Genomic DNA, 17,390 nt, shown 5'->3' with positions numbered 1-17,390 from the left:
CCGGTTTCGGCTCAGGAATATCCGGGCGCGAGCTTGAAGGTGCCGTCCTTGCCGCTATTGGCGGCCGACATGACGACGTCGCCCGGCGGATAGCCGTCGTGGTTCTCGGGCGTATAGGTGTATTCCCCATACACGCCCGGATATTTCGACACCGTGTTCCAGTACTTGATGATGTCCTCCCGGCTGGAGGATCCCGTCTCGGCGACTGCCTTGGCGATCAGGTTGATGGCGTCGAACCCGGCCGCGACCCACCAGAGCAGGGTGTCGTTGAGCTCGACCTTGCCCTTGAGCTGCTTGACGAACGCATCGCTGCGCGGCGGCAGCCTGCCGGCATCGTCGTAGGAGCAGCTCCGGTAGCCGATGGCGTAGACCTTCTCCCAATTCGCCGGCTTCTCGAGGAGACCCGCGATCTCGCCCGAGGCCATCGAGGGATGCCCGACGAAGGGGACGTCCCATCCCATCCGGGCGCGGGTGTTGAACAGCCGCGCATCCATCCCGGTCGAGACGCTCCAGACGACGATCGCCTCCGCACCGGCCTGCCGGGCGCGCAGGAGGTCGGGCGTCATGTCGGGCTGGGTCGCGTCGATATTGGCCTCGTAGACGACCTGCGCGCCGTCCTTCTTGAAGCCGGCCGAGGAATCCTTGGCCGCCGACACGCCGTAGCCCGTCGTGTCGCCGATCACGGCCACCTTCTTCGCCCCGACCTGCTTCAGGCAATAGGAGCGCACGGCGTCGTCCCACTGCACGTTCGAGGGCGAGATGCGGAAGGCGTTGGGGTATTTCTTCGTGTCGATCAGGCTGTTGACCACGCAGGGGTGGATGTTCGGAATCTTCTGCCGCGCCATGATCGGCGTCACCGCCAGCGACTCGCCCGAATTGGTCGGCCCCCAGATCGCGTGGACCTTGGCCTGACTGATCATCTCCTGGGTCGCGTTCACGGCCTTGGTCGGGTCGCCCTGCGTGTCGCGGGTGATGATCTCGACCTTGCGGCCCTTCACGCCGCCGGCGGCGTTCAGCAACTCTGCGGCGACGACGACGCCGCGGTTGAACCCGACCGCCGGGGCCGAACTCGGCCCCGTCATGGCCGCGAGCCAGCCGACGCGGAGAGGCTCGCTCTGAGCGATGGCGGGCTTCGGGAAGCCGAGAGCGGCCGCGCCCAAGACACCCGCGCCGCCCAGCACAACGGATCGACGATTCGTCTCCATGCCTGTGTCCTCCCTTGCCGCAGGCCTTGATGGCCCGTCGGTGTCACATCGTTCTACAACCGCATGTCGCCTCCGAAACCGGATGGCGAAAGGCGCCGCATCGGAGACGCTGACGTCGGGGAGAGGTCGGTTTCACCCCACCCCGCCGGCTTCGCCGGCGACCCTCCCCCTCCAGGGGAGGTTGAGGTGTCCAGCCCTCTCATCACGCCCCGTCCTGCCGCTCGAGATGGCGGATGCGGTCCTCGTCGAAGGTGAAGCCGAAGCCCGGCCGCTCCGGCACGAGCGCATCGCCGCCCTCGAATTCGAGGTTCTCGCGGTACAGCTCCGAGAACCAGGGCATGTATTCGAGGAACATCGCGTTCGAGAGCGCGCCCAGCACCGCGAGGCTCTGCTCGGGAAAGAGGTGGCTGGATACCGGGATGTCGAAGGCCTCGGCCATATGCGAGACGCGCATGAACTCCGTCACGCCGCCGACGCGCTGGAGATCGGGCATCAGCACATCCGCCGAGCGAAGCTCCAGCATCCGCCGGAAGGCGTAGCGCGAATAATCGGTCTCGCCGCTGGCGATGGGGGTGTCGAGCGCCGCCGCGACACGGGCGAGGCCGTCGAGGTCCCAGGCCGGCAGCGGTTCCTCGAACCAGGTGAGGCCGAATTCCTCGAGCCCCCGCCCGAGCCGGATGGCGGAGGCCTCCGTCATGCCCTGGTTCGCATCGGCCATCAGCTTGACGTCGGGGCCGATGGCCTCGCGGACGGCGCGGACGCGGGCGAGATCGGTCTCGTAGCCCAGGCCGAGCCGCATCTTCATGGCCCCAAAACCCTGCTCCTTGAAGCGCAGAGCCTCGGCGCAGAGTTGGTCGGTCGTCCGGTCGAGCCAGAGCCCGCCGCTGTGATAGGCCGGCACGCGATCGCTGGCGCCGCCGAGGAGGCGGTAGAGCGGCTGGCCGCTCGCCTTGCCGAAGACGTCCCAGAGCGCGCCGTCGAGCGCGGAGATGCCGACCACCGGCACGCCCTTGTGGCCGAGGAAATTGATGTCGCGCCAGGCGCGCGCCCAGAAGCCGGCGATATGGCCCGCGTCGCGGCCGATCACGAGGTCGGCCATCTCCTCGATCATGGTGCGAAGGACGGCCGTGCGCCGGTTGTTGAGGGTGAAGATGATGTTCTCGCCCGAAATCCCGCCCGCCCGCACCGTGACGAGGATGCAGCCGAAGGCGTGCAACTGGCCGAGCGCCGATCCGATCGGCTTGTCCGGCCGCAGGACGACCGTGCGGGTTTCGACCGCCTCGACCTTCATGGCGCCGTCTTTCCGCGCCCGCGGGCCTTCATCGGCACCGCGCCGCCCGTCCGCACCACCTCCCCGGCGGTATAGCGCTCGACGATCGCGGGATCGGGATCGCAGCCGAGGCCGGGGCCGGGCGGCAGCTTCACGCGGCCGTCGACCGGCTTCACCCAGGGATCGAAGGGATTGGCCTCCATCTCGAGCCACAGCACCTCGACCAGCGGCCGCTCGGCAAGGGCGGAGATGATGTGCAGGGACGCGATGAAGCCGGGCCCGAAATACGGACAATGCGGGGTCACGGTGACGCCGTGCGCCGTGCAATAGGCGAAGACGCGCAGCATCTCGGTGATGCCGCCGATCTTGGTGACGCTCGGCTGGGCGATATCGATCGCGCCCGCCTCGACGAGCGCCTTGAAGCCGTGCAGGCCGGCCGTGTTCTCGCCGGCCGCGATCGGGATGCCGCACGCCCGGACCCGAGCGAGGCCCTGCGCGTCCTCCGGCGGCCAGACCGGCTCCTCGAACCAGAAGAGGTCGTGCGGGCGGAAGGCGTCCGCCATCTCGAGCGCGGCGGGCACGCTCCAGAGGCAGTTCACGTCGACCATGAGCTTCGCTCCGGCCTTGGCCGCCGCCTTCGCGCCCGCGGCCACGGTCTCGCGCGTCACCTCGTGCAGCTTGATGTAGCGGTAGCCGGCCTTGCAGGCCGCCTTCGTGTTCTTCTCGACGAGCGACGGATCGTTATAGGCGAGGAGGCTCGCATAGGCGTCCATCTCGGTCCGGCTGCCGCCGCCGAGCAGCCGCGCGACAGGCAGGTTCGCGCGCTTGCCGGCGAGGTCCCAGAGCGCGATCTCGATGCCGGCGAAGGCGTAGACGAAGGGGCCGTTCCGGCCGAGCAGGTGCACGGCGTGCAGGATGCTGCGGTTGAGCTCGGCGATGTCGCCGGAAGAGCGGCCGATCACCAGCGGCGCGACGATCGTATCGAGCGCCGCGCGCGTCGCATGGATGCCGGCATGGCCGAAGGCCTCGCCCCAGCCGACCAGCCCCTCGTCGGTCTCGACCCGGACGAGGAGGATGTCGAGATGCGTCCAGGGCTTGCCCGCGAAGGCCGCCGGTGGCCCGCCCATGTCGAACGGCAGCGAGACGATCCGGCTCTCGACGGAGACGATCTTCATGACGGCAAGCCCACCCAGCGCGCCCTTCGGGCGTCGTTCTGCGTTTCCTCCGGACCATAAGGCGGCGATCGGAGCCGCGCGTCAACCTGCCGTCGGCGAATTGCGGCCCGCGTCGGGAAACCGGGTTCGGCTGTCCCGCAGCGTGCTTCAGTAGATCTCGAACAGGCCGGCCGCGCCCATGCCGCCGCCGACGCACATCGTGACGATGCCGTACTTCGCCCCCCGGCGCTTGCCCTCGATCAGGACATGGCCGGTCATGCGTGCGCCCGACATGCCGTAGGGATGGCCGATCGAGATCGCGCCGCCCGAGACGTTGAGCCGATCGTCCGGGATGCCGAGCCTGTCGCGGCAATAGAGGACCTGGACGGCGAAGGCCTCGTTCAGCTCCCAGATGCCGATGTCGTCGACGGTCAGGCCGTGCTGCTTGAGCAGCTTCGGCACCGCGAAGACGGGACCGATGCCCATCTCGTCCGGATCGCACCCCGCGACGGCCATGCCGCGATAGGCGCCGAGCGGGGCGAGGCCGCGCCGCTCGGCCTCCTTCGCCTCCATCAGCACCGAGGCCGAGGCGCCGTCCGAGAGCTGCGAGGCATTGCCGGCCGTGATGAAGCCGCCCTGCTTGATGCGCATCCCGTCCTTGAAGACCGGTTGGAGCTTCTGGAGATCCTCGAGCCGCGTCTGGGGCCGGTTGCCCTCGTCCATCGCGATGGTGATCTCGCGCTTCGTGACCTCGCCCGTCTGCTTGTCCTGCACGGCCATGGTGGTCGTCATCGGCACGATCTCGTCCGCGAGCCGTCCCGCCGCCTGCGCCTCGGCGGTTCGCCGCTGGGACTGGAGCGCGTATTCGTCCTGGCGCTCGCGCGAGATGCCGTAGCGCTCCGCGACCGTCTCGGCCGTCTCGAGCATCGACATGTACATGGCCGGCACGTGGTCCACGAACCAGGGATCCTGGGCACGGAAGCCGTTGCGATGCTCGTTCTGGACGAGCGAGATCGATTCGAGCCCGCCGCCGACGGCGATCTCGATGCCGTCATGGAGGATCTCCTTGGCGGCGGTCGCGATCGCCATGAGCCCCGAGGCGCATTGGCGGTCGAGGCTCATGCCCGAGACGGTGTCCGGCAACCCGGCCCGCAAGGCGACCTGCCGGCCGACATTGTAGCCGGTCGAACCCTGCTGCAGCGCGGCGCCCATGATCACGTCGCCGATCTCGGCCGGGTCGATCCCCGCGCGCGCCACCGCATGGGAGACGGCATGGGCGCCGAGCGCCTGGGCCTGGGTGTCGTTGAAGGCGCCGCGATAGGCCTTGCCGATCGGCGTACGGGCGGTCGAGACGATGACGGCTTCGCGCAAGGAACCCTCCCGATGACGGCCGCCGCGTTTTGCAGATCCGGCGCGCGTCCATGCTAGCCGACGTCATCGAAGGCGGACAATCAACCCCGCCCAACGGCTCGGTTGACAGGCGCCGCGCGGGAGTCCGAGATGCCGGGGAGGGTCGCCGCAGAGCGATCCGGAGCAACGAGGAAGCGGCATGGCGGCGATGGCGCTGCATCGGGAGGCCGGCCTCTGATGGGGCGCCCCTTCGCCTGGGAGACGTCCTATCCGCCTGGGCTCGCCTGGGACGCGCCGATCGTGCGCTCGACCGTCCCCGACCTGCTCGCGAAGGCCGCCCGCCGGTTCGGACCGCGCCCGGCGCTCGACTTCCGGGGCCGCAAGATCACCTATGCCGAACTGGAGCATGCGGCAGAACGCGTCGCCGCCGCCCTGATCGCGCAAGGGCTGAGGCCCGGCGAGCCCCTGGCACTCTACCTGCCGAACACACCCTATCATCCCTTCGCCTTCCTCGGCGGCGCCAAGGCGGGGCTGCGGATGGTCCATCTCTCGCCCCTCGATGCCGAGCAGGAACTCGTCCACAAGCTCGCCGATTCCGGCGCGCGCACGCTCGTGACGACGAATGTCGGAGGCATGGCGGACAGGGCCCGCGCCCTTCTCGATGCCGGCCACCTCGATCTCGTGATCGTCGGCGAGGACGCGGCCTTCGGCCCGGCACCGCAGCCCGCCGCGGCGATCGAGGAAGGACCGGGCTTCGTCCGCCTGTCGACGCTGACGGACGAGGCGTCCGCTCCGCCGGAATGGCCGCGGATCGGCCCCGACGACATCGCGCTCCTGCAATATACGGGCGGCACGACCGGCAAGCCGAAGGGCGCCATCCTCACCCACGGCAACCTCACCGCCGCCATTTCCATGTACGAGACGTGGTTCCGCGGCATGGGCGGGGATGCGGCGGACGAATGCCGGATGATCTGCGTCCTGCCGCTCTTCCACATCTATGCGCTGACGACGATCCTCCTGCGGGGCCTCGACCGCGGCGCCGAGATCCTGCTGCGCCAGCGCTTCGACGTCGAGACGACCCTGCACGACATCGAAATCGGCCGCGCCACCCATTTCGCCGGGGTGCCGACGATGTGGATCGCCCTCGCCTCGGCACCGGGCATCGAGACGCGCGATTTCTCCTCGCTCGTCTATACCGGCTCCGGAGGGGCCCCCCTCCCCGTCGAGGTCGAGACCCGGTTCGAGCGTCTCACGGGCCATCGCCTCATCGGCGGCTGGGGCATGACCGAGACCTCCCCCGCCGGCACGAACCGCATGGGCATGGGCGCGCGCAAGCCTGGCACGATCGGCGTGCCGCTTCCCGGCATCGAGATCGACATCTGCGCCCTCGACGATCCGCGCCGCGTGCTCGGCATCGGCGAGACCGGCGAATTGCGCATCCGCGGCCTCAACGTCACCCAGGGCTACTGGAAGCGTCCGGAGGAGACCGCCGCGGCCTTCGTCGACGGCTGGTTCCTCGCCGGCGATATCGGCCACATGGACGAGGACGGGTTCTTCTTCATCACGGACCGGAAGAAGGACATGATTATCTCGGGCGGGTTCAACGTGTATCCGCAGGTGATCGAGCAGGCGATCTACCAGCATCCCGCGGTCGAGGAATGCCTCGTCGTCGGCATCCCGGACGGCTATCGCGGCGAGGCCGCCAAGGCCTTCGTCAAGCTGCGCGAGGGCGCGCCTCCATTGACGCTGGAGGCGTTGCAGGCCTTCCTGGGGGACAAGATCGGCCGCCACGAAATGCCCGCCGCCCTCGAAACCCGCCCCGCCCTCCCCCGCACCCCCGTCGGCAAGCTGTCGAAGCTCGAGCTGCGGGCCGAGGAGCGCGAGAAGGCCGCCCGCGACGCGGCCCGGAGGGGCGCGGCGTGAGATCGGCGTCATTGCGAGCGCAGCGAAGCAACCCAGGGTCGGCGCGCCTGCCCCTGGGTTGCTTCGTCGGCTGCGCCTCCTCGCAAAGACGATCAGGAGGATAAGATGGACCTGCGCTTCACCCCCGAGGAGAATGCCTTCCGCGAGGAGATCCGCGCCTTCTTCCGCGAGAACCTGCCCGAGGAGGTTCGTCGGAAGATCGTCGCCGGGAAGCATTTCTCGAAGCAGGAGCTTGTCGATTGGACGCGGGCCCTCAACCGGAAGGGCTGGGCGGTGCCGCACTGGCCCGAGGAATGGGGCGGCACGGGCTGGGATCCGGTCCGGCAGTACATCTTCCTGTCCGAGATGCAGAGCCATCCGGCGCCCCCGCCCCTGCCGTTCGGCGTGAACATGGTCGCGCCGGTCATCTACACCTTCGGCTCGGACGAGCAGAAGAAGCGCTTCCTGCCGCGCATCGCCAATCTCGACGATTGGTGGTGCCAGGGCTTCTCCGAGCCGGGCTCGGGCTCGGACCTCGCCTCGCTCAAGACGCGCGCCGTGCGCGAGGGCGATCATTACATCGTCAACGGCCAGAAGACCTGGACCACGCTCGGCCAATATGCCGACTGGATCTTCTGCCTCGTCCGAACGGACCCGGCCGCGAAGAAGCAGGAGGGCATCTCCTTCCTCCTGATCGACATGACGACGCCCGGCATCACGCTCCGCCCCATCCAGACGATCGATGGCGGGCGCGAGGTGAACGAGGTCTTCTTCGACGACGTGAAGGTGCCGGTCGACAACCTCGTAGGGCAGGAGAACAAGGGCTGGGATTACGCCAAGTTCCTGCTCGGCAACGAGCGCATGAACATCGCCCGCGTCGGCATGACGAAGGAGCGCCTGCGCCGCGTGCGCGAACTCGCCTCGCTCGAACGCGTCGGCGACGTGCCGCTGATCGAGACGCCGCGCTTCCGCGAGAAGCTGGCGGCGGTCGAGATCGAGCTGAAGGCCCTCGAAATGACCCAGCTCCGCGTCGTCGCCGGCGAGCGGAACCGCGAGAAGGGCAAGCCCGATCCCGCAACCTCCGTCCTCAAGATCAAGGGCTCGGAACTGCAGCAGATGACGACGGAGCTCCTGATGGACGTCGTCGGCCCCTATGCCCTGCCCTACGTGCCGGAGGAGGACGACGACGCTCCGGACCTCCCGAACGAGCCGCCGATCGGCCCCGACTACGCCGCGCCGATGGCGCCCGGCTACTTCAACTACCGCAAGGTCTCGATCTATGGCGGCTCGAACGAGATCCAGCGCCAGATCATCGCCAAGGCGATCCTGGGGTTGTGAGGTGATCTCTTGTCATTCCGGGGCTTCGCGAAGCGAAGAGCCCGGAACCCATAAACGCCGGCCTGCGGAATGTATCATGTCTATATCACCGCGAGCCGACGTCACGGGACGCTTTATCTTGGAGTCACGAGCAACCTGTCTCAGAGAATTTGGCAGCACAAGAACAAAGTCTTTCCCGGCTTCTCGGCCAAATATGGAGTGGACCGCCTTGTCTGGTACGAAGCCTACGAACGGATCGACGAGGCGATCTCTCGCGAGAAAGCTCTCAAGAAGTGGCGACGGGATTGGAAACTCCGACTGATCGAGGAGATGAACCCGGACTGGCAGGACCTGTACCTCCTGCTCAATCGCTAGCGTCTATGGGTTCCGGGCTCGGTCCTGCGGCCCGCCCCGGAATGACAGGTGGAGAGACATGGATTTCGATCTCACCGACGAACAGCGCCTGCTCAAGGACAGCGTCGAGCGCTTCGTGGCCGACCGCTACGATTTCGAGCGGCGCAAGGCCTTCCTGGCGGCCGAGGGCGGCTTCAGCCGCGAGAACTGGGCGGCCTTCGCCGAACTCGGGCTCCTCGCCGTGCCCTTCGCCGAGGAGGACGGAGGCATCGGCGGCGGGCCCGTCGAGACGATGATCGTGATGGAGGCCTTCGGGCGCGGCCTCGTCGTCGAGCCCTATCTGCCGACCGTCATTCTCGGTGGCGGCATCCTGCGCCATGCCGCGAGCGCCGAGCAGAAGGCCGACCTGATCCCCCGCATCGCGGGCGGCGAGATCACGCTCGCGCTGGCGCAGATCGAGCGCGGATCGCGCTACGATCTCCATCACGTCGAGACGAGAGCCCGCAAGGACGGCGAGAGCTGGATCATCGACGGCGAGAAGGGCGTGGTCCTCAACGGCGACACGGCCGACACGCTGATCGTCGTCGCCCGCACGGCCGGCACCACGCGCGACGCGGACGGGATCGGGCTGTTCCTGGTCGACGCCAAGGCGCCCGGTGTCTCGCGCCGAGGCTATCCCACGCAGGACGGTCTGCGGGCCGCCGAGATCACCTTCGAGAGCGCGAGGGCCGAGGCCGCGCTCGGCGATCCCGGCAAGGGCCTGCCGATCCTGGCCCGGGTCGTCGACGAGGGCATCGCCGCGATCTGTGCGGAAGCGGTCGGGGTGATGGACCGGATGCGGGACCTCACGGTCGAGTACATCAAGACGCGCAAGCAGTTCGGCGTGCCGATCGGCAGCTTCCAGGTGCTCCAGCACCGCGCCTCGGACATGGTCGTTGCCATCGAGCAGGCGCGCTCGATGGCCTGCTACGCGACGATGATGGCCGCCGAGGAGGACGCGGCGGCGCGCGGCCAGGCCGTCTCCGCCGCCAAGGTTCAGATCGGCCGCTCGGGCCGTTTCGTCGGCCAGCAGGCGATCCAGCTCCATGGCGGGATCGGCATGACGATGGAATACTCCATCGGCCATTACTTCAAGCGCATGACGATGATCGAGACGCTGTTCGGCGATGCCGACCACCATCTCGAGAAGGTCGCGGCGGGCGAGAGCCTGTTCGCGGCGTGAGGACGCGCCGCTGGATCCCTCCCCTCGGGGGAGGGCCGAGTCGAAGCGAAGCTTCGAGCCGGGGTGGGGATACCTCGGCCGGGGCGTCACCCCACCCCGGTCGGCTGGCGCCGACTCGCCCTCCCCTGAGGGGAGGGATCACGCGACAAAGCCGAATGACGAAAGGTTGACGATGCTCTTCCCCATCAGCCCGCGCGCCGAGGAGCTGCGTGACCGTGTGGCCGCCTTCATGGAGGAGCATGTCTATGCGGCCGAGCACGAATACCACGACTACGTCGACAAGCAGGCCGACCGCTGGTGCATCCCGCCGGTGATGGAGGAGCTGAAGCGGAAGGCGAAGGCCGCCGGGCTCTGGAACCTGTTCGTGCCGAAACACCACGATCCGGACGCGCTCTCGAACGTCGACTACGCCATCATCTGCGAGGTGATGGGGCGCTCGCCGATCGGCGCCGAGCCCTTCAACTGCTCGGCTCCCGACACGGGCAACATGGAAACCCTGATCCGCTACGCGACGGACGAGCAGAAGGCGCGATGGCTGACGCCGCTGCTCGAGGGCGAGATCCGCTCCTGCTTCGCGATGACCGAGCCCGCGGTGGCCTCGTCCGACGCGACCAACATCCAGACCGAGATCCGCCGCGACGGCGACGACTACGTCATCAATGGCCGCAAATGGTGGATCACCGGCGCGCCCGATCCGCGCTGCACGATCTCGATCCTGATGGGCAAGACCGATCCCTCCGCCGAGAAGCACCGGCAGCAATCGATGATCCTCGTGCCGATGGACACGCCCGGCATCACCATCGTGCGCCCGCTCACCGTCTTCGGCTATGACGACGCCCCGCACGGCCATGCCGAGATCACCTACGAGAACGTGCGCGTGCCGGCCTCGAACATTCTCCTCGGCGAGGGCCGCGGCTTCGAGATCGCGCAGGGGCGGCTCGGGCCGGGCCGCATCCACCATTGCATGCGCTCGATCGGCGTCGCCGAGCGGGCGCTCGAATCCATGTGCCAGCGGGCGCTCACGCGCCATCCCTTCGGCAAATCCATCGCCGACCAGGGCGTGACGCGCCACCTGATCGCCGAGAGCCGCATGGAGATCGACCAGGCGCGCCTCCTGACGCTCCATGCCGCCCACATGATGGACACGGTCGGCAACAAGGCGGCCCGAGCCGAGATCGCGATGATCAAGGTCGTCGCCCCGAACGTCGCCTGCAAGGTGATCGACCGGGCCATCCAGGTGCACGGCGCCGGCGGCATGAGCCAGGATTTCCATCTCGCCTATGCCTATGCCCGCGCGCGCACGCTCCGCATGGCGGACGGCCCGGACGAGGTGCATCGCGAGACGGTGGCCAAGGTGGAGCTGAAGAAGCATGCCGGCGCCAATACCGGGGGGCGGCATTGAGGGTGGCACACACCGCCCCTTCCTTCTCCCCTTGCGGGAGAAGGTGGCCCCCGGGCTTGTCCCGGGGGTCGGATGAGGGGTCGCGCCCTGCCATTTCCGGCCCGGCGGCGGCCGCCCCTCACCCGGTCGCCGCCTGCCGGCGGCGCTCGACCTCTCCCGCAAGGGGAGAGGTGGGAGCGGCAGCATGACCCTCCCCTCCCCCCAAGGCGGCCACCCGACCGAGGCAGAGGACGCCCCCGAGGCCCTGTCGGAGACCGTGCCGGTCCGCGAGGCGCATCGCTTCGACACGACGCGACTCGAGGAGCTTCTCGGCGATCGGCTGGGCGCGCGCCTCGTCGAGCTGCGCCAGATGCGGGGCGGCCAGTCGAACCCGACCTTCCTCCTCGTCACCGACAGGGGCGAGTTCGTGCTGCGCAAGCAGCCGCCGGGCGATCTTCTGCCCTCCGCCCACGCGGTCGACCGCGAATTCCGCGTGCAGGAGGCGCTGGCGCAGACCGACGTGCCGGTGCCGAAGGTCCTGCTCTTCACCGAGGACCGGTCGGTCATCGGCACGCCGTTCTACCTGATGGAGCGCCTCAAGGGCCGGATCTTCTGGTCGCCGACCCTGCCGGAGGTGCCGCGCGAGAACCGGGCCGCGATCTACGAGGGGATGGTCGATGCCCTCGCCCGGCTGCACAAGGCCGATTGGAAGGGGATCGGGCTCGAGACCTACGGCCGCCCCGGCAACTACTTCGCGCGCCAGATCGGACGCTGGTCGAAGCAATGGCAGAATTCGCGGACGCGCGAGAACCCGGCCATCGACAAGCTGGCCGAATGGCTGCCGCGCAACATCCCGGACAGCGAGGAGATCGCCATCTGCCACGGCGATTTCCGCATCGACAACATGATCTTCCACCCCTCGGAGCCGCGCGTCATCGGCATCCTCGACTGGGAGCTGTCGACGCTCGGCCATCCGCTCGCCGACCTCGCCTATAATTGCCTGCCCTTCATCAACCCTCCGGCCGCATTCCGGGGCATGGCGGGGCTGGACCTTGCCGCGCTCGGCATCCCGACGATGGATGCGTATGTCGGGATGTATCAGGCGCGCACGGGCCGCACGGATTCCGTCACGCCCTTCCACCTCGCCTTCTCGCTCTTCCGCCTGGCGGTGATCCTCGAAGGCGTGATCGCCAGGGGCAGGCAGGGCAACGCCTCCTCCGCCGATGCCTCGTCCCACGGCGAGCGGGCGACGCTGCTGGCGGACCGGGGCTGGGAGCTGGTGTCGTGAGGACCGCCCCCACATCCGCTTCTCCCCTTGCGGGAGACGTCGAGTTGCGCGTCAGCGCAACCGGATGAGGGGCCAAGGAAACATGCCGTCGGCAGCCGCCCACCCCTCCCCTTCGCCGCCCACCCCGTCCCGCTGCGCGGGCGGGGTCCCCTGGGCGGCTCCGCCCGGTCGCCTGCTTCCGCAGGCGACTCGACCTCTTCCGCAAGGGGAGAGGCAGGAAGCGATCAGATGACCCATCCCTTCTCCCTCGCCGGCAAGGTTGCGATCGTCACGGGCTCCTCGCGCGGCATCGGGCGCGCGACGGCGGAGCTGCTGGCGAAGCTCGGCGCGAAGGTCGTGGTGTCGAGCCGCAAGGCCGAGGCCTGCGAGCCCGTCGCCGAGGCGATCCGCGCGGCCGGCGGCGACGCCACGGTGATCGCCTGCAATATCGGCCGCAAGCCCGAGGTCGAAGCGCTCGTCGCCCGCACCGAGGCCGAGGTCGGGCCTCCCGACATCCTCGTCTGCAACGCGGCCGTGAACCCGTTCTACGGCCCGTTGAGCGAGCTGCCGGACGAGGCTTTCGACAAGATCATGGCCTCGAACGTGAAGTCGAACCTCTGGCTCGCGCGGCTCGTCCTGCCCGGGATGGCGGCGCGGGGCGGCGGCGCGATCGTCATCGTCTCGTCGATCGCCGGCCTTCGCGCGAGCGAGAATATCGGCGCCTATGGCATCTCGAAAGCGGCCGACTTCTCCCTCGCCCGCAGCCTCGCGGCAGAATGGGGGCCGCAGAACGTGCGCGTGAACTGCGTCGCGCCGGGCCTCGTGAAGACCGATTTCGCGAAAGCGCTGTGGGATGACGAGGAGCGGCTTGCGCTCCGCAACGCGACGACGCCGCTCCGCCGCATCGGCGAGCCGCACGAGATCGCCCCGGTCGTCGCCTTCCTCGCCTCCCCCGCGGCCAGTTTCGTCACCGGACAGGTCGTCGTCGCCGATGGCGGCGTCACGGTCGCGTGAGGTCGTCCATCGCCACCCTGATCTTGAGGTTCGGCTCCATCCGCTCGTGCAGGACACGAAGGATCAGGACCGTGCTCTCGCCCGCCGCCGGCACGCGGTAATAGACGATATGGGACGCAGACCTTCGCCTCCGGGACGCCAGGCTGACATGCAGCGAACGTGTCGAACGACTGATGTCCGGGCATGGTTGGGAGCCGGGGCGTTCAGGCTCCTCGGCAGCGAGCTCGAACGCCCGCGCCATCATTGCAGCGTATCGCGTCGCCTGGGCCGGGCCGAACGTGTCCCGCGACTCCCGAAGGATGGCCGCCAGGTCCCGTTCCGCGTGCTTCGACAGACGCCACGTCACGGAACGGCCTCAGCGTCGGCCTTCGGCCAGAACCTCCTGAAGGATGTCGTCGACCGACCTGTCGGAAATGCGTCCTGCCTCGACGTCGTCGATACCTGCCTGGACTGCCGCCTTCAGAAGGGCAGCCTTCTCGCTCTCCTGGGCCCGCTCGTAGGCCAACATCCGCAAGCCATCGCGAACGAGCTCGCTTGCCGAAACATACCGTCCGCTTTGGACCTCGCTTTGAACGAAATCCGCCATCTCCGCAGTCAGGCTGACATTCATCGTCGGCATTGAACGCTCCTCCATGGAAGGAAAGGCCTTTGGCAAAGATTGTCAACACTCCGCCAAGCGATCAGGCGCCTTGGCGCCGCATCCTCGACGGTCGCCTCGCCATCCCGGTGATCGGCTCGCCGCTCTTCATCGTCTCGAACCCGAAACTCGTCATCGCCCAGTGCAAGTCGGGGATCGTCGGCTCCTTCCCGGCCCTGAACGCGCGGCCGGCCTCGCTCCTCGACGAATGGCTGCACGAGATTCAGGAGGAGCTCGCCGCGCATGACGCGAAGCATCCTGACCGGCCGGCAGCGCCCTTCGCCGTCAACCAGATCGTCCACCGCTCGAACGGCCGCCTCGAGCAGGATCTCGCCGTCTGCGAGAAGCACAAGGTCCAGATCGTCATCACCTCGCTCGGCGCGCGGGTCGAGCTGAACGACGCCGTCCACGCCTGGGGCGGCATCACGATGCACGACGTCATCAACCAGACCTTCGCGCGCAAGGCGATCGAGAAGGGAGCCGACGGGCTGATCGCAGTCGCCGCGGGAGCCGGCGGCCATGCGGGCACGATCTCCCCCTTCGCCTTGATCGCCGAGACGCGCGAATGGTTCGACGGCCCGATCGCGCTGTCGGGCGCCATCTCGACGGGCCGCGCCGTCCGGGCAGCCGAACTGATGGGCGCCGATTTCGCCTATATCGGCTCGCCCTTCATCGCGACCGAGGAGGCCAACGCCCCCGAGCGCTACAAGCAGATGATCGTCGACAGCCAGGCATCGGACATCGTCTATTCGAACGTCTTCACGGGGGTGGACGGCAACTACCTCGCCCCTTCCATCGCCGCCGCGGGCATCGACCCCTCGAAGCTCGGCGAACTCGAAGCCGTCACGATGGATTTCGCCAATCGCGAGAAGACGCGCGATCAGAAGGCGTGGAAGGACATCTGGGGGGCCGGCCAGGGCATCGGCGCCGTCAAGGCCGTCACGCCCGCCGCCGACCTCGTCGGCCGGCTCGCGCGGGAATATGGCGAGGCCGTCCGGGCGGAGCGACGCATCGCGCTTCGCCCCGCCTCGGATGGCGACGCGGCCAGCGCAGCGTGAACGCGCCGCGAGCCCGTCCCCCCGAGGCCGGGGGCGGACGCATTCTCCGGCGGCGCGACGCCGGAGACATCTGCCATCGGCCGGGCCGCGATGGCAGACGGCCAACCTGCCCCCGATCGCAGACCGAGCCAGCCGAATGAACCGCACTCTTCTCGCCGTCCTCGTCCTGGGCGCGATCGCGTTCTCCGCTCCCCGAGCCGCAGCCCAATCCGCGCCGGAGGGCAGCGCCCCTCCTCCCCCGGAGGATCTCTTCGCGTTCTCGGCCGGAGCCCGCTTCGTGCAAAAGCCGGCGGATGCCGATTATGCGGACATGGCCTACACGCCTTACGCCCTGATCGACGAAACGCCGTCCAGCGAGACGCGGGCGGACGGGGGCAAGCCCGCGACCTATGTGCTCGAACTGCCGGAGAAGACCGAGCTGTCGACCATCGTCTTCGACAGTGCCGGCATGGGCATTCCGGAGAAGTCGGTCAAACGGCTGACGGTGGAGGTCTCGGACGCCTCGCCGGGGAGCGGCTTCGCGCCCGTCCTCGACGTGGAACTGGCTGCCGACACGAACGATCAGCGGTTCGAGCTGGAGAGGAAGCCGGTTGGCCGCTGGGTCAGGCTGACCTTTCTCAGCAACCACGGCGCCGAGAACTACGGCATGACCGGCTTCCGCGGCTATGGCCGCCAGCTGACCGCCGACGCCGGCATCCAGGACGTCAGCGGAACCTATGAGGGTGCGAGCGGCTGGGGCCGCGTCCGCCTGAAGCAGGAGGGTACGCGCGTCGTCGGCTGCTTCGACTACCGCTCCGGCCTGATCGCGGCCGGCGTGGAGGGGCGCCTGCTCAAGGGCGAGATGATCGAGCACGAGGACGATGGCCGGGTCGCGAAGCGCTCCCTGGCGCTCTTCGCCTTCGCCCCCGGCAACACGTCGCTCTTCGCGCTCAGCCGCTCAACCGAGTCCAATCCCGATTATGGCTACGACGCCTTCTGGAGCGCGACCAAGCGATCGAACGACATCGGCGACTGCCCGGGCATCAAGGGCTGGAAAACCGCGGCGGCCGGCTCACAGCTCGAAAGGACCCTGCAATCCGCCGGCCGCGCACGGCTCGACGGGATCAATTTCGACTTCAACTCCGCGACGATCCAGCCGATTTCGCATCGATTTCTGGATCAGGTCGCCGACTTGCTGCGCCTCCGGAGCGAGTGGCGCATCCTACTCGAAGGCCACACCGACAATGTCGGTTCCGAAGCCTTCAACATGGATCTCTCGACGCGTCGGGCCGCGGCCGTCCGCTCCTATCTGTCGGGGAAGGGCGTCGACATCCAGCGGCTGAGCGCGACCGGGATCGGTTTCGGACGACCCGTCGCCTCGAACGAGACGCAGGCCGGACGAGCCCAGAACAGGCGGGTCGAGATCATCCGGGAGGAGGCGCGTTAACGCCGCTCGAGGCTCGTGCGAGCGGCCTCTTTCGCCGCCAGCAGCGGAGCCGCCGGCTCAGCCCGCCGCAGCCGCGAGGGCGGGCGCCGCGGCCGAGCCGCGCAGGCCGGCCGCGATGTCGCGGTTGATGCGGATGAGAGCCGCGAGCTTCTCCGGGGCCGGCTCTGCCATGACGGAGATGGTGCGCTGGAAGATGAAGCCGGCGAGGCTCGCGATCGCGACCTTGATGCCGTCGGGCAGCGGATTGGTCGGTTCGGTCGCCGAGGTCGAGAGGATCGTCCAGATGCGGCGGTTATAGGTCAGGGCGGGCACCAGAGCCTGATCGGCTGTATGCCATTCGTCGCCGACGACCTGGAGCCGATAGGCGGCTTTGAGCAGCAGGCTGGCTTCAAGCTCTCTTGGCGACTGCGTGATCTGGGCCGTACGCGCGTAGCTCGCTGCCGCGTTCTGCATGAGACAACAACTCCCCCTCGTAGGCGACAAGCGCACGCGCAGCCCGGAGGGCTTTGTAATACTCGCCTTCGAGAACCAGTTCGTTAACGTCGTTGACCAGGGACAGCGCGCTCGGCGCCGCGCCGAGAAAATCCGTGACCATCTTGAAGTAGAGATCCTGATGGCCCACGACGTCGGGGTTGAGATACATCAACTGCAGCGCGAGATAGATGTTCTTCGCCGGCGTATCGGCCGTGGCGGGCGTCAGGATGTCCTTCTCCCGCAGGATGGGGGCGTCGCCCTCGATGTAGAAGCGGATCCGCGCGTCGCCGTTCGTGATGACGGCGGTGCCGATGATGATCCGCTCGTTCGGCTTGAGTTCGACCTTGAGGGCCATGTCG

17 protein-coding genes are annotated in these 17,390 nt (G+C 68.3%); 9 read left to right on the top strand and 8 right to left on the bottom strand.

Annotated elements, in window-relative coordinates:
- Positions 1-11 precede the first annotated feature (11 nt).
- From EV668_RS02060 to EV668_RS02045, 4 genes are all read right to left on the bottom strand, one after another.
- Positions 12-1,205, bottom strand: coding sequence for an ABC transporter substrate-binding protein (locus EV668_RS02060; protein ID WP_245512774.1), 1,194 nt, complete (start codon positions 1,203-1,205; stop codon positions 12-14).
- Between the two features lie 202 nt (positions 1,206-1,407).
- On the bottom strand, positions 1,408-2,496 hold the full coding sequence (locus EV668_RS02055) for a mandelate racemase/muconate lactonizing enzyme family protein (protein WP_133768190.1): 1,089 nt from the start codon (positions 2,494-2,496) through the stop codon (positions 1,408-1,410).
- Positions 2,493-3,650 (bottom strand): mandelate racemase/muconate lactonizing enzyme family protein, encoded by a 1,158-nt coding sequence (locus tag EV668_RS02050; protein WP_133768189.1) that lies wholly within the window; start codon positions 3,648-3,650, stop codon positions 2,493-2,495. The genes EV668_RS02055 and EV668_RS02050 overlap by 4 nt, the downstream gene beginning before the upstream one ends.
- Positions 3,651-3,797: 147 nt before the next feature.
- Entirely contained in the window at positions 3,798-5,000 is a 1,203-nt protein-coding gene (locus tag EV668_RS02045) for an acetyl-CoA C-acyltransferase (protein WP_133768188.1), read from the bottom strand.
- Positions 5,001-5,216: 216 nt separating this feature from the next.
- On the opposite strand from EV668_RS02045, the gene pimA reads away from it, so the two are divergent.
- The 7 genes from pimA (at position 5,217) to EV668_RS02010 (ending at position 13,436) form a co-directional block, all read left to right on the top strand.
- Positions 5,217-6,902 (top strand): dicarboxylate--CoA ligase PimA, encoded by a 1,686-nt coding sequence (gene pimA / locus EV668_RS02040; RefSeq protein ID WP_133768187.1) that lies wholly within the window; start codon positions 5,217-5,219, stop codon positions 6,900-6,902.
- A 105-nt stretch (positions 6,903-7,007) separates the two neighbouring features.
- Entirely contained in the window at positions 7,008-8,219 is a 1,212-nt protein-coding gene (gene pimC / locus EV668_RS02035) for a pimeloyl-CoA dehydrogenase large subunit (protein WP_133768186.1), read from the top strand.
- A gap of 69 nt (positions 8,220-8,288) precedes the next feature.
- Positions 8,289-8,573 (top strand): GIY-YIG nuclease family protein, encoded by a 285-nt coding sequence (locus tag EV668_RS02030; protein WP_133768185.1) that lies wholly within the window; start codon positions 8,289-8,291, stop codon positions 8,571-8,573.
- Positions 8,574-8,631: 58 nt separating this feature from the next.
- Entirely contained in the window at positions 8,632-9,774 is a 1,143-nt protein-coding gene (locus EV668_RS02025; RefSeq protein ID WP_133768184.1) for an acyl-CoA dehydrogenase family protein, read from the top strand.
- A gap of 172 nt (positions 9,775-9,946) precedes the next feature.
- On the top strand, positions 9,947-11,176 hold the full coding sequence (locus EV668_RS02020; RefSeq protein ID WP_133768183.1) for an acyl-CoA dehydrogenase family protein: 1,230 nt from the start codon (positions 9,947-9,949) through the stop codon (positions 11,174-11,176).
- A 184-nt stretch (positions 11,177-11,360) separates the two neighbouring features.
- Positions 11,361-12,443, top strand: coding sequence for a phosphotransferase (locus EV668_RS02015; protein ID WP_133768182.1), 1,083 nt, complete (start codon positions 11,361-11,363; stop codon positions 12,441-12,443).
- 228 nt (positions 12,444-12,671) lie between these two features.
- Complete coding sequence (locus EV668_RS02010; RefSeq protein WP_133768181.1) at positions 12,672-13,436, top strand: SDR family NAD(P)-dependent oxidoreductase; 765 nt, start codon at positions 12,672-12,674, stop codon at positions 13,434-13,436.
- Here EV668_RS02010 and EV668_RS25715 read toward each other — a convergent pair.
- Both EV668_RS25715 and EV668_RS02000 read right to left on the bottom strand, forming a co-directional pair.
- A complete protein-coding gene (locus tag EV668_RS25715) occupies positions 13,423-13,782 on the bottom strand; it encodes a type II toxin-antitoxin system RelE/ParE family toxin (protein WP_133768180.1) in 360 nt (119 codons plus the stop codon). The genes EV668_RS02010 and EV668_RS25715 overlap by 14 nt on opposite strands.
- A 9-nt stretch (positions 13,783-13,791) precedes the next feature.
- Positions 13,792-14,055 (bottom strand): type II toxin-antitoxin system ParD family antitoxin, encoded by a 264-nt coding sequence (locus EV668_RS02000; protein WP_133768179.1) that lies wholly within the window; start codon positions 14,053-14,055, stop codon positions 13,792-13,794.
- Between the two features lie 38 nt (positions 14,056-14,093).
- Here EV668_RS02000 and EV668_RS01995 point away from each other — a divergent pair, with 38 nt between their 5' ends.
- Both EV668_RS01995 and EV668_RS01990 read left to right on the top strand, forming a co-directional pair.
- Positions 14,094-15,131 (top strand): NAD(P)H-dependent flavin oxidoreductase, encoded by a 1,038-nt coding sequence (locus EV668_RS01995; RefSeq protein ID WP_245513025.1) that lies wholly within the window; start codon positions 14,094-14,096, stop codon positions 15,129-15,131.
- A 136-nt stretch (positions 15,132-15,267) separates the two neighbouring features.
- Positions 15,268-16,557, top strand: a complete 1,290-nt coding sequence (locus EV668_RS01990) for an OmpA family protein (RefSeq protein ID WP_166652309.1) — start codon at positions 15,268-15,270, stop codon at positions 16,555-16,557.
- Positions 16,558-16,614: 57 nt separating this feature from the next.
- On the opposite strand, the gene flaF is transcribed toward EV668_RS01990, so the two are convergent.
- Both flaF and flbT read right to left on the bottom strand, forming a co-directional pair.
- Entirely contained in the window at positions 16,615-17,010 is a 396-nt protein-coding gene (gene flaF / locus EV668_RS01985) for a flagellar biosynthesis regulator FlaF (protein ID WP_133768177.1), read from the bottom strand.
- Positions 16,946-17,386 carry a flagellar biosynthesis repressor FlbT gene (gene flbT / locus EV668_RS01980; RefSeq protein ID WP_133768176.1) on the bottom strand — a complete coding sequence of 147 codons (441 nt, stop codon included), beginning with the start codon at positions 17,384-17,386 and terminating at the stop codon, positions 16,946-16,948. Before flbT ends, flaF begins: the two co-directional genes overlap by 65 nt.
- Between the last annotated feature and the right edge of the window lie 4 nt (positions 17,387-17,390).

The sequence above is a fragment of the Enterovirga rhinocerotis genome (assembly GCF_004363955.1).
Taxonomy (GTDB): Bacteria; Pseudomonadota; Alphaproteobacteria; order Rhizobiales; family Beijerinckiaceae; genus Enterovirga; species Enterovirga rhinocerotis.
The sequence above is the reverse complement of the archived record's forward strand: the minus strand, read 5'-3'. Positions and strand labels throughout refer to the sequence as shown.

What these genes read in the sequence shown, in the direction of transcription:
- EV668_RS02000 (WP_133768179.1), bottom strand. Translation starts at nt 14,055, where the DNA reads ATGCCGACGATGAATGTCAGCCTGACTGCGGAGATGGCGGATTTCGTT.
- EV668_RS02060 (WP_245512774.1), bottom strand. Translation starts at nt 1,205, where the DNA reads ATGGAGACGAATCGTCGATCCGTTGTGCTGGGCGGCGCGGGTGTCTTG.
- EV668_RS02050 (WP_133768189.1), bottom strand. Translation starts at nt 3,650, where the DNA reads ATGAAGATCGTCTCCGTCGAGAGCCGGATCGTCTCGCTGCCGTTCGAC.
- EV668_RS02030 (WP_133768185.1), top strand. Translation starts at nt 8,289, where the DNA reads ATGTATCATGTCTATATCACCGCGAGCCGACGTCACGGGACGCTTTAT.
- EV668_RS02025 (WP_133768184.1), top strand. Translation starts at nt 8,632, where the DNA reads ATGGATTTCGATCTCACCGACGAACAGCGCCTGCTCAAGGACAGCGTC.
- flaF (WP_133768177.1), bottom strand. Translation starts at nt 17,010, where the DNA reads ATGCAGAACGCGGCAGCGAGCTACGCGCGTACGGCCCAGATCACGCAG.
- EV668_RS02055 (WP_133768190.1), bottom strand. Translation starts at nt 2,496, where the DNA reads ATGAAGGTCGAGGCGGTCGAAACCCGCACGGTCGTCCTGCGGCCGGAC.
- EV668_RS02015 (WP_133768182.1), top strand. Translation starts at nt 11,361, where the DNA reads ATGACCCTCCCCTCCCCCCAAGGCGGCCACCCGACCGAGGCAGAGGAC.
- EV668_RS01990 (WP_166652309.1), top strand. Translation starts at nt 15,268, where the DNA reads ATGAACCGCACTCTTCTCGCCGTCCTCGTCCTGGGCGCGATCGCGTTC.
- EV668_RS02010 (WP_133768181.1), top strand. Translation starts at nt 12,672, where the DNA reads ATGACCCATCCCTTCTCCCTCGCCGGCAAGGTTGCGATCGTCACGGGC.
- pimA (WP_133768187.1), top strand. Translation starts at nt 5,217, where the DNA reads ATGGGGCGCCCCTTCGCCTGGGAGACGTCCTATCCGCCTGGGCTCGCC.
- pimC (WP_133768186.1), top strand. Translation starts at nt 7,008, where the DNA reads ATGGACCTGCGCTTCACCCCCGAGGAGAATGCCTTCCGCGAGGAGATC.
- EV668_RS02020 (WP_133768183.1), top strand. Translation starts at nt 9,947, where the DNA reads ATGCTCTTCCCCATCAGCCCGCGCGCCGAGGAGCTGCGTGACCGTGTG.
- flbT (WP_133768176.1), bottom strand. Translation starts at nt 17,386, where the DNA reads ATGGCCCTCAAGGTCGAACTCAAGCCGAACGAGCGGATCATCATCGGC.